Raw genomic sequence first — 14976 nt, forward strand, 5'->3', positions numbered from 1 at the left:
AATCTGGTGTCTGTAGTATAAAACCTCTAGATACGGAGACTCCATTTTGAATATTGATTTGTCAAAACCACCACAATTTTCCACGCCTACTGTCTTCGACATTGTGCGAGAGATTAGAGCACCTTTTGAGTTTGCTTCACTTGCACTTCATCTTCAAACATTAAGTAAAGCACCTAAAGGCAATGGGCGAGCAGTGATGTTAGTGCCCGGTTACTTAGCTGATGATCACTCCATGCGCCCACTTGGTGCCTACCTTAAATATCTAGGTTACGCTGTCTATTATACTGAGTTAGGGCGAAATATGGGCAAGGTCAACACTGATATGATGCGATTGGGAGATCGAGTTGCATCAGTATCTCAAAGCTTGGACGGTGAAAAAGTCACATTAATCGGTTGGAGTCTAGGTGGTGTGCTCACCCGAGAAGTCGCACGTTTATTCCCTGATGTAGTGCAAGAGGTCTTAACGTTAGGCACACCTATCATTGGCGGCCCTAAATTTACTACAGTGGGTAAAAGATATGCCAAGGGAAATAACATTGATTTAGAAGAATTTGAACTAGAGGTACATCAACGCAATTCAATTGGGTTGACTCAGCCCGTTACCTCAATTTATAGCAAATCAGATGGTGTGGTTAGTTGGCAGGCGTCGGTGGATATATATAACCAGCATGCTATCAATATTGAGATAAATAGCTCTCATTTGGGTTTGGGAGTTAACCCAAAAGTATGGCTGACCATTGCTGAAGTTCTGGGGAACTGAGTCGTTCAAGCATAGTTATATCGGATAGATTGAGCCGTTTTTTGGAATAGAAGGTTTAGATGGAAAACCTGCCATTGGGTAGTTCTGTGCTGAGAAATTTGAACAACAGAATAAACGTCCTTTGTACTGTCTTGCTTGAATTATGCAAAATGTGTACTATTTTGGAGAAGCATTACTCTATGTCGACTGGCTCCTTAAACCGTTAGGAGTAATATTATGACGTGTTATCCCCTCTTGCTAATTGGCGTTAACGAGTACCCTATGCTGACCCCTTCCTCACTTATAGATAGAGGCACCCCATGAGTGAATTACTAAAAGGCTATGCGCTGGTTATTGGTATCAACGACTATCGCGGTACTATCAGCTCTTTGCAGAGTGCGGTCAAAGATGCCAGTGCCATCTCGGCCGCTCTAGAAGAGCACCATGGTTACCAAGTTACTTGTCTGCTGGATGAGCAGGCTAGTGCCGACGCCATCTATGAGCACATCGAGAAAACTCTGCCGGCTGTCATGAAAGAAGATAATGCTTTTTTACTGTACTTCGCCGGACACGGCGTTGCCCGTGGAGACGGGAGCGAGGGGCCCAAAGGCTTTTTATTGCCTCAGGATGCAACTCCTGGTGAACTGGAGTCCTGGGTTGCCATGGAGCGTATACGCAAAGCTCTGGAGTCCTATCTTAATCGACATATTTTGATTGTTCTTGATTGTTGTTTTGCAGGATCTTTTCGCTGGACTGCAACTCGTGATATGTTTATCGAACAACCCCTCTATGAAAGTCAGTATCAGCGTTATTTGAATGGTCGGGCCTGGCAGGTACTAACCTCAGCTTCTCACGATGAAAAAGCAATGGACGTGGCACCAGGGCGCGACAATACTCGCGATTGTAATCAATTCGAGGGTCACTCACCATTTGCCGCCGCTTTGCTATCTGGCCTGGCTGGAAACGCCGACTCTGCCCAAGGAAACCATGAACCAGACGGTGTAATAACCGCTACGGAGTTGTACCAATTTGCCTTCAATGAACTGGTGCCAATGGATGCCACCAGTAAACAGACACCGGGAATTTGGCCGCTACGACCTGACAATGAAGGCCAGTATATTTTCCGCAATCCGATGCATCCCAAGAAAACCATTCCCGACCCGCCGCTAGATGATTCAGCCAATCCCTGGCTTGGACTTAACTCATACAATGCCGAGAATTCTTCTCTGTTTTTTGGCCGCGAGGACGTTATAGCAGAGATTATCGAGAAATTGCTGCGGGCAGATGGAAAAGATTTCATCGCCGTGGTTGGCGCTTCTGGCACCGGAAAATCCAGCGTGGCTAAAGCTGGCGTATTACCTAGATTGCAAGCAAGAGGTTGGGCCGTTGTACGATCAGAGCGGCTTGGTGCCACACCCATGCAATCTCTTGATGTAGCTCTGGCAGAATTGCAGGATACAGCGACAGACAGCAACAAATTGTTGTTTATCGATCAGTTCGAGGAACTGTATACCTTGTGTACTGACCCCCAATTGCGGACTGACTATCTGGCACGTCTGCGACAGCTTATCGATGACAAAAACCAGGTCTATATCATGATCACCCTACGTTCTGATTTTGAGTCTCGTCTCGTCAACAGCGAAGCCATGGGTGATCTATGGTCTGAAAACCGCTATCTAGTGCCAGTCTTTTCAAGTGAAGACTTTCGCGAATGTATTGAGGGTCCCGCGCGAGTCAAAGCCTTATTTCTCGAGGATGAAGAGTTAATTGGAGATCTCATTGATGAGGTAATGGCCATGCCCGGTGCCCTGCCGATGTTATCGTTTGCTTTGTCACAAATGTACCGTTGTGCGCTCTTGCGTCGGCGAGAAACCGGCGCCAATGACCGCGCATTATTGCGCGTAGATTATCAAGAAATCGGGGGTGTGGTGGGCTCTTTACATAAACGCGCCACGGCCTTATTTGACGCTGCTGATCAAACTACCCAGAGGACTATTAAGCGGGTCTTTCTGCGAATGTTAACTCAGGACGGCGCGCGTCTGGCGCGACGGCGTATCCAACTGGCGGAGTTGCAGTATAGCGATAAGAACGAGCAGGAACGGGTTGATAAGGTAATTGAGGACTATGTAAGCGCACGCTTACTGGTGATAGGTAATGAGGATATTGAACCCGCACACGACACCTTGGTGCTGGCATGGGAGTTGTTGTTGGATTGGTTGAGCGAATCGGGTTCACAGAGTTTACTGCGAGACATATGGCGCTCTGGCTCAGTCTGGCGAGATAGTAGTGAAGACAAAGGATTAACCTGGCATGATGATCCTCGTCTTCCGCTGGCCCTAACTAAAGGTGAAGAGCTCAACGCCCTTGAACAACGTTTTGTTAGCGCCAGCGATAAGCGCCGTAAGGCTTTACGCAATCGTGTCTTTGCCATTGCGACTACGGTTGTTTTGACATTGTCAACGGTCGGCCTGATAGCGTATCAGAAAAACCTAGAAGCGGGTGTGAACGCCCAGAAATCCATACTTGCTCTGGAAGAAGCGAAGTTCCAGACGCAAAGAGCTGAGTTTGCGGACGAAGAAGCAGAATTTCAGGCTGAAGAGGCAGAATTTCAGGCAGATCAGGCTCGTTTGGCGCGGGAAACCCGTGATCAGATCTATCTAGATATTTTGCAACGTGGAAATTTTTTCCGCTTGGCAGACTTAATAGGGAGTGACTCACAAGGGGGAGTGGTTATTGTGGATGAGCGCTGGCATAAGTTAGTTACTGTTCCACAAGAGGGCACCTTTGTAGCGGCGGGCGTGTTTGGTCAGGGTCGTATTATGGCCGCCGGCCACGAGAATTTGTTGACCTATATCGACAAAAACGGTGAGTCACTGTTTCTTGAGTTAGCACTCAATTGGTTGATTGCTGATTATGACCCCACTGTGTACTTTACCAAGGGTCACCTGGAGACATTACCCCGCTACAATCCGAGCGGTTATAACAAAATACGGGATGGGCTGACTGCAGCCGGTTACGACTTAACAGTGGAAAATCTGCCTTTCGAGCAGGCCATACAAAATGCTGGGGTGGTAGTGGTTGGCAATGCCTGGAGTGACCTTAGCGAAGTAGAAATAGCCCTGATCAAACAGCATGTGGAGGCGGGTGGTGGTTTGCTGGTTGCTGGCCTAGGTTGGTCGTGGAGAGACTACGGCCCACACACCCTTAAGAATCAGCCGCAAGCCATTGATATCTACCCGATGAACAAGCTTATGAAGGATTTTGGATTGCGTTGGAGCGACGTGCCCTTCTGGTCCCGGTAGAAGGGCGTTTTCAAAATCAAAGTCACCAATCATTTCCATCTGTGTCAGTAATAACATGCCAGGAGGCAACTTTACTGGATTAATCGCAGACGGATCTTCCAGTAAAAAATGTTGTGTTAATGCCTCCGGCAACTCATTCCAGTTTCGATATATTTGGTGTTTATCGGCGGCGCTAAGGAGCACTGGACTCATCAGCAGAAAATGGGTCTTTTGGGTCACCAGACATTTTAACAATCCTTATTTTTATTGGTGCTACTAGATTAGAAGATACTAAATGATTACCCCCGTTTACGTTTCTTTATACAGTTATTATTTGTCTATGGTAATGCGATGCAGAGTTAATATGCAGTGATTAGTATAGGCAGAGTGAAACCCCTTTGCCGGTGGACGAAGAATATTAATACATCATACCCTCCTAAATCGCCCGAAAAACATGTGACTTAATTAACCGCATGCCACAACCCTTTATGATACTAATGTTTTGTCTGTAGTATAAAACGTGAAATTCCGGAGAACAGTCTAGGTGGCGTGCTCACCCGAGAAGTCGCACGTTTATTCACAGGTGTAGCGCAAGAGGTCATAACTTTAGGTACGCCTGTAGTAGGCGTACCCAAATTTACTACAGTTGGCAAAAGATATGCCAAGGGAAATAACATTGATTTAGAAGAATTTGAACTAGACGTTCATCAACGCAATTCTATTGGGTTGACTCAGCCCGTTACCTCCATTTATAGAAAATCTAATGGAGTGGTCATAAATAACCAGCTTGCTATCAATAGTATCACTTTGCATTTGTGGGTAACCCTTGGGATTTACTGGTATCTTCTGGTTATTATTATATTCTTCAATGTGAAAGACCTGAATTATTAAAAATGTTTTGGATTTTAATGGGGCTATGCAAATACCATTTTGAGTGGTGTACAGATTACGTTTAGAGCCTGTTGCTCTCTCTGTTACATTCTCTGATGCACTCACATCCAACCCTGAAGATTCAACGTTAACAAAACTTTACAAATTTACTGCTGCTCAAAGCACTAAAATAGTGATCATTTTACCGTTATTTGCTGTTATACACTGTTAATTGAATTAATAGCCTAGGAATTCTAACTAATCATGTTATCTCGTTTATTCACCTTAATCAGTATGCTTGTATCTTTTGGGGTGCTGATGCTGACACTTCCTGCTGCAGCACAATACCGCGGTGCAGATCGCCCACGAATTGTGGTGGTTGAGAGAATAAGTTTTGAATATGAGACTTCAAAAATAGAGGCTGTAGGCTCAGCCCAAGCAAAACGTGCAGTGACACTTTTTGCCAGTGTTTCAGATGAAGTCACATCTTTAAACTTCGTGCCGGGACAGGCGGTAAAAAAAGATGATGTGTTACTTGAGTTAGACAGTAGGTTGCAAGATGTCAATATGCAGCGAGCAGAAATTGAGTTAGCAGATGCCCAAAAAAATCTTAAGAGAGTAAAAAATAGCTTTAAAAAAGGTGCAGTGACTGAGCGTGAGGTTGATGATGCCAACACCCTATTTAGATTGGCTGGTGTTTCTCTATTAGAAGCGCAAAAGAATATAGAAGACCGATTAGTGCGTGCACCTTTTGACGGCATTGTTGGGTTAACCGATGTTGAGGCAGGCGATCGCATCACCCCACAAACTGAAATTACCACCTTAGATGATAGAACCAGATTGTTTGTTAATTTTGTGGCACCAGAACTAGCCGTGTCTTATTTGATGGAAAAACCTATGGTTCAATTGCAGCCTTGGACTGACAGGTTGACTCTTCTACCCGCAAAAGTGGTTGAGGTTGACTCCCGAGTCAGCCTCCAAGACAGAACGATACGAGCAAGAGCGCAACTAGACAATCTAAACGATCAATATCGTCCTGGTATGAGTTTTCGAGTGACCTTAGAGGTACGAGGAGAATTGTATATAGCGATCCCTGAGGCCGCGTTATCTTGGGGTGCAAACGGTGCCTTTGTATGGTTAGCTGAAAACGAAAAAGCCAAACGTGTAGACGTACAAATAGAACAAAGGTTAAGAGGTAGAATTCTGGTGACCGGAAATTTAACCGACGGCGAAACCTTGATTGTAGAGGGGATCCAAGGGTTACGTGATGGCCAAGCGTTAAGCATTCAAAATATCCTAGACAGTGACCTGAAATTGAGCCAAAAACAAGCTGCACAAAAGGTTGCGGGCTAATGTTCAAAAATACTCTTTTTAAAGACGACTTACCCTCGTTATCTATCCGCAGACCCGTATTGATTTTAGTACTGAATCTATTAATTGTTACCGCCGGAATTGCAGCCCTTTATTCTCTAGAAGTCCGCGAATTACCGGACGTTGACCGGCCTATTATTACCGTTTCTGCTAACTATCCCGGTGCCGCGCCTGAAACTGTAGACTCTGAAGTGACCAGTCGACTGGAGGGTGCAGTCGCAAGAGTGAGTGGCGTGAAAGCCATTAGAGCCCAAAGTGAAGAAGGCAATAGCCGCATTCGAGTAGAATTTCGTCCCGGTATCGACATCGAAGATGCCGCTAACGAAACACGTGAATCAGTGGCTCAAGTCGAACGAAGGTTACCTACAGAAGTGGAACAGCTAGCTATTGTTAAAGCAGACAACGACGCCCAAGGTGTGGTTAATATTGCGGTTTCTAGTGAAAAATATGATTTAGAAACCCTGACTGACATAGTTGAAACAGACCTAGCGCCATTATTTTTAAATGTACCAGGTGTGGCCGATGTGCGTCTTGATGGCGACCGCCAGCGTGTACTGCGAGTAAGTGTCGATAATTTACGATTAACCAGCTTCCAGTTATCGATATCTGATGTAGCTAGAGCTCTGGGTACCGCACCCTTTGATGTACCAGCTGGCAGTATACGTTCTACTGATCATCAATTAATAGTCCGCGCTGATGCGACATCTGTGAACGAACAAGACGTGCGCGACATTGTGATCTCAGGCGACGTCAAGGTGGGCGATGTCGCCAGCGTTTATTTTGGTCCCGCTGACCTTCGCAGCATAGTGCGTTTAGACGGCAAGCCTGTTATTGGTTTGAGTGTGATTAGGCAAGCGCGCTCTAACACCATCGAAATTTCAGACGAAGTGTTATCAATGGTGGATGGTTTACGACAACGTTTTCCCGATTTAGAGATGACAGTCACCTCAGACGATGCTGAATTTATCCGCGACTCAGTTGACGAGGTGTTGCAATCACTGGTTTTAACCATTGCTTTGGTGATAGCGACATTATGGCTATTTATTGGCAAATTTAGAGCAACCTTAATTCCCGCATTAGCGATCCCTGTCTCTTTAATTGGCTCTTTGGCAATTCTATGGATGTTTGGTTTTTCCATTAATATTCTGACCTTACTGGCTTTGGTTTTAGCCACCGGATTGATAGTGGATGATGCCATAGTGGTATCAGAAAATATCCAGCGCCGCCGAGCTGCGGGTATGGGAGCTAGAGCGGCAGCGGTAATAGGAACCCGTGAAGTTTTTTTTGCTGTTGTGGCTACCACCGCGGTATTAGTTGCGGTATTTGTACCCATTGCATTTTTACCCTCCACTGCAGGGCGATTGTTTAGAGAATTTGGCGGGGTATTAGCCGGAAGTGTCATTATTTCATCATTTGTTGCACTATCCTTGGTGCCAGCACTGACCGCAAAAATTCCCGCTATTGATGTCTCAAAACAAAAACAACCGGGCCTACTCAGTCGTTTTGGCACTGCCTGTGTTAATGGTTATGTGCGGGCTTTGCATTTTGTTTTAAAGTTTTCGGTTGCCGTTGTTGTTGTTTGCACGTTAATAGGTGCTGGCGCTTATTATATATTTAATGAATTAGATAACGAGTTACTACCACCCGAAGATAGAGGCGTGATACGTATATTTGCCCGTGGCCCAGATGGCACAGGTATTAACTTTATGGACAAGCAAGCCCTAAAAACCGAAGCGTTACTTTTGCCCAATATTAACCAAGGCGAAATCGAATCGATTTATACGGTCGTGGGCCGTTGGGATCCTAATATCCTGTTTATCACTGTTCCATTAGCCAAATGGGAAGATAGAGAGCGCACACAACAACAGATTATTGACGAATTACGTCCTATGTTATCTCAAGTAGCAGGTGCGCCCGGTCGCGCATTCGGTAGCAACAGCCTGAATTTAAGAGGATTTGGCGGGGGCTTTGAAATGGCCTTGACGGGCGATAATTACCTAGACATTTATCAAGCCGCACTGGACTTTACTAAACAAATCGAAGAAACATTGCCGGAGTTAGGCAGAGTTGAAATTTCTTACGAGCCGACTCAGCCGCAATTAAGAGTGAGCATCGATAGACGTCGAGCAGAAGAGTTAGGTGTCGCCTTTGATGATATATCACGGACTTTACGTGCGGCTATCAATGGCGATGATATTGTTGATTTAAATGTAGGCGATCAGGCTGTGCCTATCATATTGCAGTCAAGCAGCCGAAATTCGTTAGATCCTGCCAGCATCCTTAATTTGTATGTTAGTTCTTCCAACGGTGGATTAGTCCCCCTTTCAAGCGTGGCCTTTGTTACCGAAGAAGGTGTAGCAGCCGAACTAGAGCGTCACGCTCAGCGCCGCGCAATAGAATTAGAAATGGAGTTACCTGCTGAAGTCACCATTGAGCAAGCGGTGACCTCTATTAGAGAATTAGCCAACAACACCTTACCAGCTGGCATTGGAGTAGTGTTTTTAGGTGAAGCGCTAACCTATCAAGAAACCAATCAACAAGTGATGCTGACCTACTTATTAGCATTCTTAATTGTGCTGTTGGTCTTGGCTGCACAATTTGAAAGTTTTAACAGTGCTTTTGTCGTGATGTTAACAGTGCCTTTTGGTATTGCTGCCGCTATTTATGCACTGTATTTTACTGGCACATCAATCAATATTTATTCGCAAATTGGCTTAGTCATGTTGATCGGTTTATTAGCTAAAAACTCAATTTTGCTGGTGGAATTTGCCAACCAGCTACGTGATGCTGGCATGGACGTTAAAGAGGCCATTATTGAAGCCGGTAAGGTAAGATTGCGCCCAATTATGATGACATTGGTGTCTACTATTTTAGGTGGCTTACCGCTTATTCTCTCCACTGGCGCGGGTGCTGAAGCACGTAATGCTATTGGTTGGGTTGTGTTTGGCGGTCTGGGCTTAGCCGTTGTCTTTACCTTATTTTTGACACCTGTGCTGTATTACGCCTTTGCACGTTTTACCAAACCTAAAGCGGATGAAGAAAATCGCTTGAACCTAGAGTTAGAAGCGGCTCAAAAGCAGTTGTAATCAGATATAAGCTAATGCTAAGTAGGGGGGATATCCAAGCGCTCTAGTGATTGACTAAGTGGGAATAAATGAGTTTATCCTGTGAAGGGTATTTTTGGTTAAGCCTAGTATACTTCCTCAAGCTCAAATAGATTGGTATGGGTATAATATGCAACTGAGATAAATGGGTTCATTAAGTAAAATCAATAGTTTCATCACACAGAATAACGACAGTCACGCCTTAAGGTTCGTCAAGGCTATAATAAAATTTGATGAGAATAACGTGCTTGTCTAGGCCCTAGAATGATCTTCGTTTACCTCCTTTTGAAGCTGTCAGATATTGTTGGTTTAATACTTGCTAGTTGATGTACTACTTGTAAGTGTTGTTTTAATATTTGTGAATGTTCCGTTTTATCGTTGCCACTGTCTGGCTTAAGGGAACATCTGATTATTTTAAGTTGAGGAATTTATGGTGTTTAATAATAGATTGGTTGGGAAATGTGTTTCGATTAAGGGGCAAGTCTTCGCCGTCTTTCTAACAGTTTTGTCTTTATTAGTGGTTTCTTTGCCTTCACAAGCGTTAGAAGTTGGCGGTAGTGCTCACCAAGGCACTGAGTCTGAGACTCAAGGGTATACAATATTTATTGCCGATAATTTTTCTCGTAGAAGCCCATTTTATTGGAGCTTAGGGCTCAGTCGGTATGATGAAGTATTTGTTGAGTGGAATAATAGTAACTTGAAATTTCCGATTAATAGCGCCGAGGCATCGCTCTCTTATCGCCATCAATTCACAGCTCGAAACCCTACAATGAGACGTTTCACTCTGGAATACCAATTAGGTGTAGCCGCGTCATTAACAGATAATAAGTTTACTTGGGCTGAACTTAATGAAGAAAAATACTTTTCAGAAACCGGTGATATCAACGGATTTTTAGCCATTTCAGCCCACTATCAAGTGTCTTCCAATGTCTCTGCCATCATGGGGGTAAGATACTTTCCTAATATGTCCGAGTTTGGCAGCATGAGTTCTGTTTTTCTGGGGTTTAAGTTTAGCCTTGACTTTGGTCCAACTTATTATGGCAACTAATCACATCGAATAAACGTTGAGGGTGAGAACGCCTAGTGAATAAGTCAGGAGTGAATATTGTTTATGTTTAGAATAAATCTGCACAGTGCCGCGGTGCTTCGGCGCAACTGTCTAAGATTAAACATCTTTAGTTTTACATTGATTGTCATGATTGGTTTGGCTTGGCCACAACCAAGTTATGCAATGGCTGTTAATTGCCCTGGCCCACCACCTTTGACCACCACTGATTCAGATGGTGATGGTTACGACGACAGTATTGATGTATTCCCAACCGATTCTGATCGTCATTACGACTATGACTTAGATGGCATCAGTAATTTCGATGAAAATGATGATGACGGCGACGGTGTTCTCGACGCAGATGATAATAATCTAGATGCTGACCCGGTCATTAACTTTTATGACCCTTTCCCCGAAGACCCTCTTGAGTGGCTCGATACCGATGGTGATTGCCTTGGTAATAATACAGATTTAGATGATGACAACGATGGTTTTGCAGATACCATCGACCCGTTTCCTTTGAATAATGCTGAATGGGAAGACACTGACAGTGACCTGATAGGTAACAACGCCGACTCTGATGACGATAACGATGGTGTGATTGATTTTTATGATGCCAAGCCTTTGGATCCAAATGAACAAACAGATACGGATAACGATGGTGTCGGAAATAATGCCGATGAAGACGATGATAATGACGGTATTGATGATATCAATGATGCGCTTCCGCTGAACGCCAATGAAACCTTAGACACAGACAATGATGGCATAGGAAACAATGCAGACCCGGATAATGATGGCGACGGCGTATTAGACGCTAATGACTTTTTGCTAAACGATCCTTCTGAATCCTTCGATAATGATAGGGATTTGGTGGGTGATAATGCTGATCCTGATGATGATAATGATGGCTTTGCAGATGGTATTGATGCCTTTAGAACGGACTCTGCTGAACACTTAGATACTGATGGTGATGGTGTAGGCAACAATGCCGACAGTGATGATGATGGTGATGGCGTGGTTGACTCTTCTGACGTATTTCCACTGGACTCAACTGAGTTTATTGATACCGATAATAACGGTACAGGCAACAATACCGATACCGATGATGACGGTGATGGCGTAGAAGACGGTATAGATAGATTTCCTCTTGATAACACCGAGTCTATAGATACAGATGGTGACGGTATTGGTAACAATGCAGACAGTGATGACGATGGGGATGGTGTGGCTGATAATGTCGATCCTGACCCTTTAAATATGGCCGAAGATACAGACACTGACGGCGATGGCATTGGTAACATAACAGACACTGATGATGATGGAGACGGCATAGCCGACGGCTTTGATGCTTTTCCTCTTAATAGTGATGAAACACTAGACACCGATGGTGATGGCTTAGGTAATAACCTAGGTGATGCCGATGATGATAACGATGGCATAGCTGATTCTGATGACGCTTTTCCTTTAAATAACACTGAGTGGCTGGATACCGATGGTGATGGTGTAGGCAATAATGCAGACTCAGATGATGACGGAGACGGCACTATCGATAGCATCGATGCCTTTAGACTCAATGCTGCTGAGTCTAAAGACAGCGACGGTGACGGTGTAGGTAACAATGCCGATAGTGACGACGACAACGACTTTTTTATTGATACAGATGACGCTTTTTCTTTAGACCCATTAGAATGGTTAGACACTGATGGCGACGGCGTTGGCAACAATGATGATGACGATGATGACAATGATGGCGTGATAGATTCGTTGGATATATTCCCCTTAAATAGCGCTGAATCATTCGATACAGATGGTGATGGCGTGGGTAACAACGGCGATGCTGATGACGATAATGACGGTTTTATAGACAGTGATGATGCATTTCCTCTGGATATATCAGAATGGCTAGACACGGACTTAGATAACATTGGAAATAATTTAGATACCGACGATGACGGTGACGAAGTCACAGATAATCTTGATTTATTTCCTTTAGATAGTACTGAATGGTTAGACACTGACGTGGATGGTACAGGTAACAATGCTGACAGTGATGACGATAACGATGGAGTAAGGGATATCGACGATGCCTTTCCCCTTGATCCTGTTGAAACCAAAGATACAGACTTAGATGGACTAGGCAATGTATTCGATACCGATGATGACGGTGACAGCGTAGTGGATTCTGATGACCCTTTCCCGTTAGATAGCACAGAGACGCTTGATACCGATAGTGACGGTATAGGCAACAATAAAGACACAGATGATGACGGTGATGGCGTATCTGATACTAATGACCCATTTCCACTCGACCCTACTGAGTCTATTGATACCGATAGCGATGGAATAGGTAACAATACCGATACCGACGATGACGGTGACGGCGTAGTGGATTCTGACGACCCCTTTCCGTTAGATAGCACAGAGACGCTTGATACCGATAATGACGGTATAGGAAACAATACAGACACCGATGATGACGGTGATGGCGTATTTGATACTAATGACCCATTTCCACTCGATGCCTCTGAATTCGTTGATACTGATAGTGACGGTACAGGAAACAATACTGATACTAACGACGACAATGATGAGTTTTTAGATACAGATGATGATTTCCCCCTAGACCCATTAGAGTGGTTAGATACTGACAATGACACCATTGGCAATAACGCGGATCTCGATGACGACAACGATGGTATGAGTGATGAATTTGAACTTACTTATGGTTTGAACACTCTTGACCCTAGTGACGCCTTACTCGATAGTGATTCAGACGGTGTCAATAACGGTGATGAAGCCCAAGACAATAACAACCCTTTGATCGACGATTACCCTCCAACAATTAACCTGCCATCATCGCTGCAACTCAACGCCAAGCATATTTTTACCACATTGACTGAAGCGGCATTAGTGGCAGGGACAAAAATTTCTGCTAATGATGGCTTAGATGGTGATAACTGTTGCAGTCTGACTCCTGTCGGGTTTGAGAGTGGTATACAAGTGTTAAAGTCTGGTCAATATCCCATTACGTGGCGGGCTATCGATAATGCTGGGAATATTGCTTACATAGATCAAACAATTAACCTTTATCCCTTAGTTAATTTTGGACCAGACCAGACAGTTGCAGAAGGTGGCGTAGCTACTGTGAAAATTGTGTTATCTGGTACTTCGCCTATTTATCCATTTAAAATCCCCGTTGCGGTAGTGGGTAATGTTGATGCCTTCGACTACAGTATCGATAGTGAATTTGTGGTGATTGAAAGTGGCACTATTGGTTATATCAGCATTACGTTAAACGAAGACTTTCAAGACGAAGGTGATGAGCAGCTTATTCTTGAATTTGGCAAGGGATTGAATGTGGGCTCAAAACCAACCCATAACATTACGATAAGTGAAGAAAACCAAGAACCTCAATTAGCTGTTTTGGTGACACAACAGGGCTTGATGTTATCAAATGTCGCCAAAGATGATGGTGATATTCAACTAAGTTTACAAATTGATGATTCCAATCCTGATGATACACATATTATTGAGTGGACTATCCCCTCAGAATATCAAGCTCGCTTAAGTGCGAATCAGATGGTGGTAGCCATCGACCCAAGTAACGTAACATTACCCAACACAAATAGTGATATTTTATCTTTGTCGGTAGAAGTGACCGACAGTGGCGAAGGTACGTTAGTCACCACAAAATTTGTGCATATACCGATTTTGGCTACTCAACCCGCATTAACTAGCAGTGATGTTGATCGCGATGGATTAACCGATAAGGAAGAAGGTTTTATAGATGGGGATTTCGATGGTCTGCCAGCATTTATGGATATATCGGACGTTACCTATATTCAGCCTATACATGTTAATTCAGCCATCACTCGATTTGTGGAGACAGAGCCTGGTTTGGCGCTATCATTGGGCAAATACGCTAGGCTACAACAGTCAGACGGTGTGATGTTGTCCGAGCAAGAAATTAAAGCCACGGGGTTGATTACCGCTGATGCTATAAGTCATCAAAATGAGTATTACGATTTTGAAATTAGTGACATTCTGCCAATAGGTAGTTCGGTAGATATAGTGCTGCCTTTACAACAACAAATTCCCCAATTTGGACTGTATAGAAAGTATACCCCAGAAATGGGATGGCAGGATTTTGTGGAAAACGCGGAAAACAGCTTAGCTTCAACTGCCTCAATCAACGATGTATGCCCAGCACCAGATAGCAATGCTTACTCACAAGGCCTGACTGAAGGCGACGATTGTGTGCGTTTAACTATCAAAGACGGTGGTCCTAATGATGCTGACGGCATAGAAAATGGGACTATTGATGACCCGGGCGGTATAGCGGTGCAATCCGTCAATGAGATTGTCAAAACCCTTGATCCAGATAAAAGCAGTAGTGGTGGGGTGCTTACCCTAAACCTTGGCCTACTTCTAATGTTGTTAGGATGGCGTGGCTTTCTCGCGCGCCCTAAAAAATAGTTTATCGCCGTAACAATAAAAGGGACACCACACTAAATATTGCTGGTGTCTTCTTTAGAATATTGGAAACCCTGAGCGTTTTGC

At 44.2% G+C, this 14976-nt stretch carries 7 protein-coding genes; all 7 read left to right on the top strand.

Going from position 1 to position 14976, the window contains the following annotated elements; all coding sequences use genetic code 11:
• Nucleotides 1–46: 46 nt before the first annotated feature.
• Nucleotides 47–760 (top strand): triacylglycerol lipase, encoded by a 714-nt coding sequence (locus CXF95_RS27150; RefSeq protein WP_101201533.1) that lies wholly within the window; start codon nucleotides 47–49, stop codon nucleotides 758–760.
• 299 nt (nucleotides 761–1059) lie between these two features.
• Complete coding sequence (locus tag CXF95_RS27155; protein WP_101201534.1) at nucleotides 1060–4041, top strand: caspase family protein; 2982 nt, start codon at nucleotides 1060–1062, stop codon at nucleotides 4039–4041.
• 528 nt (nucleotides 4042–4569) lie between these two features.
• The gene (locus tag CXF95_RS27160; protein WP_232788073.1) at nucleotides 4570–4911 is read left to right on the top strand and encodes a hypothetical protein; all 342 of its coding nucleotides are present in this window, start codon (nucleotides 4570–4572) and stop codon (nucleotides 4909–4911) included.
• Between the two features lie 243 nt (nucleotides 4912–5154).
• Nucleotides 5155–6243, top strand: a complete 1089-nt coding sequence (locus CXF95_RS27165; protein WP_101201535.1) for an efflux RND transporter periplasmic adaptor subunit — start codon at nucleotides 5155–5157, stop codon at nucleotides 6241–6243.
• Nucleotides 6243–9347, top strand: coding sequence for an efflux RND transporter permease subunit (locus CXF95_RS27170; RefSeq protein ID WP_101201536.1), 3105 nt, complete (start codon nucleotides 6243–6245; stop codon nucleotides 9345–9347). Before CXF95_RS27165 ends, CXF95_RS27170 begins: the two co-directional genes overlap by 1 nt.
• Before the next feature lie 448 nt (nucleotides 9348–9795).
• Nucleotides 9796–10413 carry a hypothetical protein gene (locus CXF95_RS27175; protein ID WP_101201537.1) on the top strand — a complete coding sequence of 206 codons (618 nt, stop codon included), beginning with the start codon at nucleotides 9796–9798 and terminating at the stop codon, nucleotides 10411–10413.
• Nucleotides 10414–10476: 63 nt separating this feature from the next.
• On the top strand, nucleotides 10477–14892 hold the full coding sequence (locus tag CXF95_RS27180; RefSeq protein WP_232788074.1) for a thrombospondin type 3 repeat-/CalX-beta domain-containing protein: 4416 nt from the start codon (nucleotides 10477–10479) through the stop codon (nucleotides 14890–14892).
• Nucleotides 14893–14976: the final 84 nt, after the last annotated feature.

This window comes from Paraglaciecola sp. MB-3u-78, from assembly GCF_002835935.1.
In the GTDB taxonomy this organism is placed as follows: domain Bacteria; phylum Pseudomonadota; class Gammaproteobacteria; order Enterobacterales; family Alteromonadaceae; genus Paraglaciecola.

Excerpts from the sequence above, each read along its gene's own strand:
- CXF95_RS27180 (WP_232788074.1), top strand. The coding sequence starts at position 10,477 with ATGTTTAGAATAAATCTGCACAGTGCCGCGGTGCTTCGGCGCAACTGT.
- CXF95_RS27165 (WP_101201535.1), top strand. The coding sequence starts at position 5,155 with ATGTTATCTCGTTTATTCACCTTAATCAGTATGCTTGTATCTTTTGGG.
- CXF95_RS27170 (WP_101201536.1), top strand. The coding sequence starts at position 6,243 with ATGTTCAAAAATACTCTTTTTAAAGACGACTTACCCTCGTTATCTATC.
- CXF95_RS27175 (WP_101201537.1), top strand. The coding sequence starts at position 9,796 with ATGGTGTTTAATAATAGATTGGTTGGGAAATGTGTTTCGATTAAGGGG.
- CXF95_RS27155 (WP_101201534.1), top strand. The coding sequence starts at position 1,060 with ATGAGTGAATTACTAAAAGGCTATGCGCTGGTTATTGGTATCAACGAC.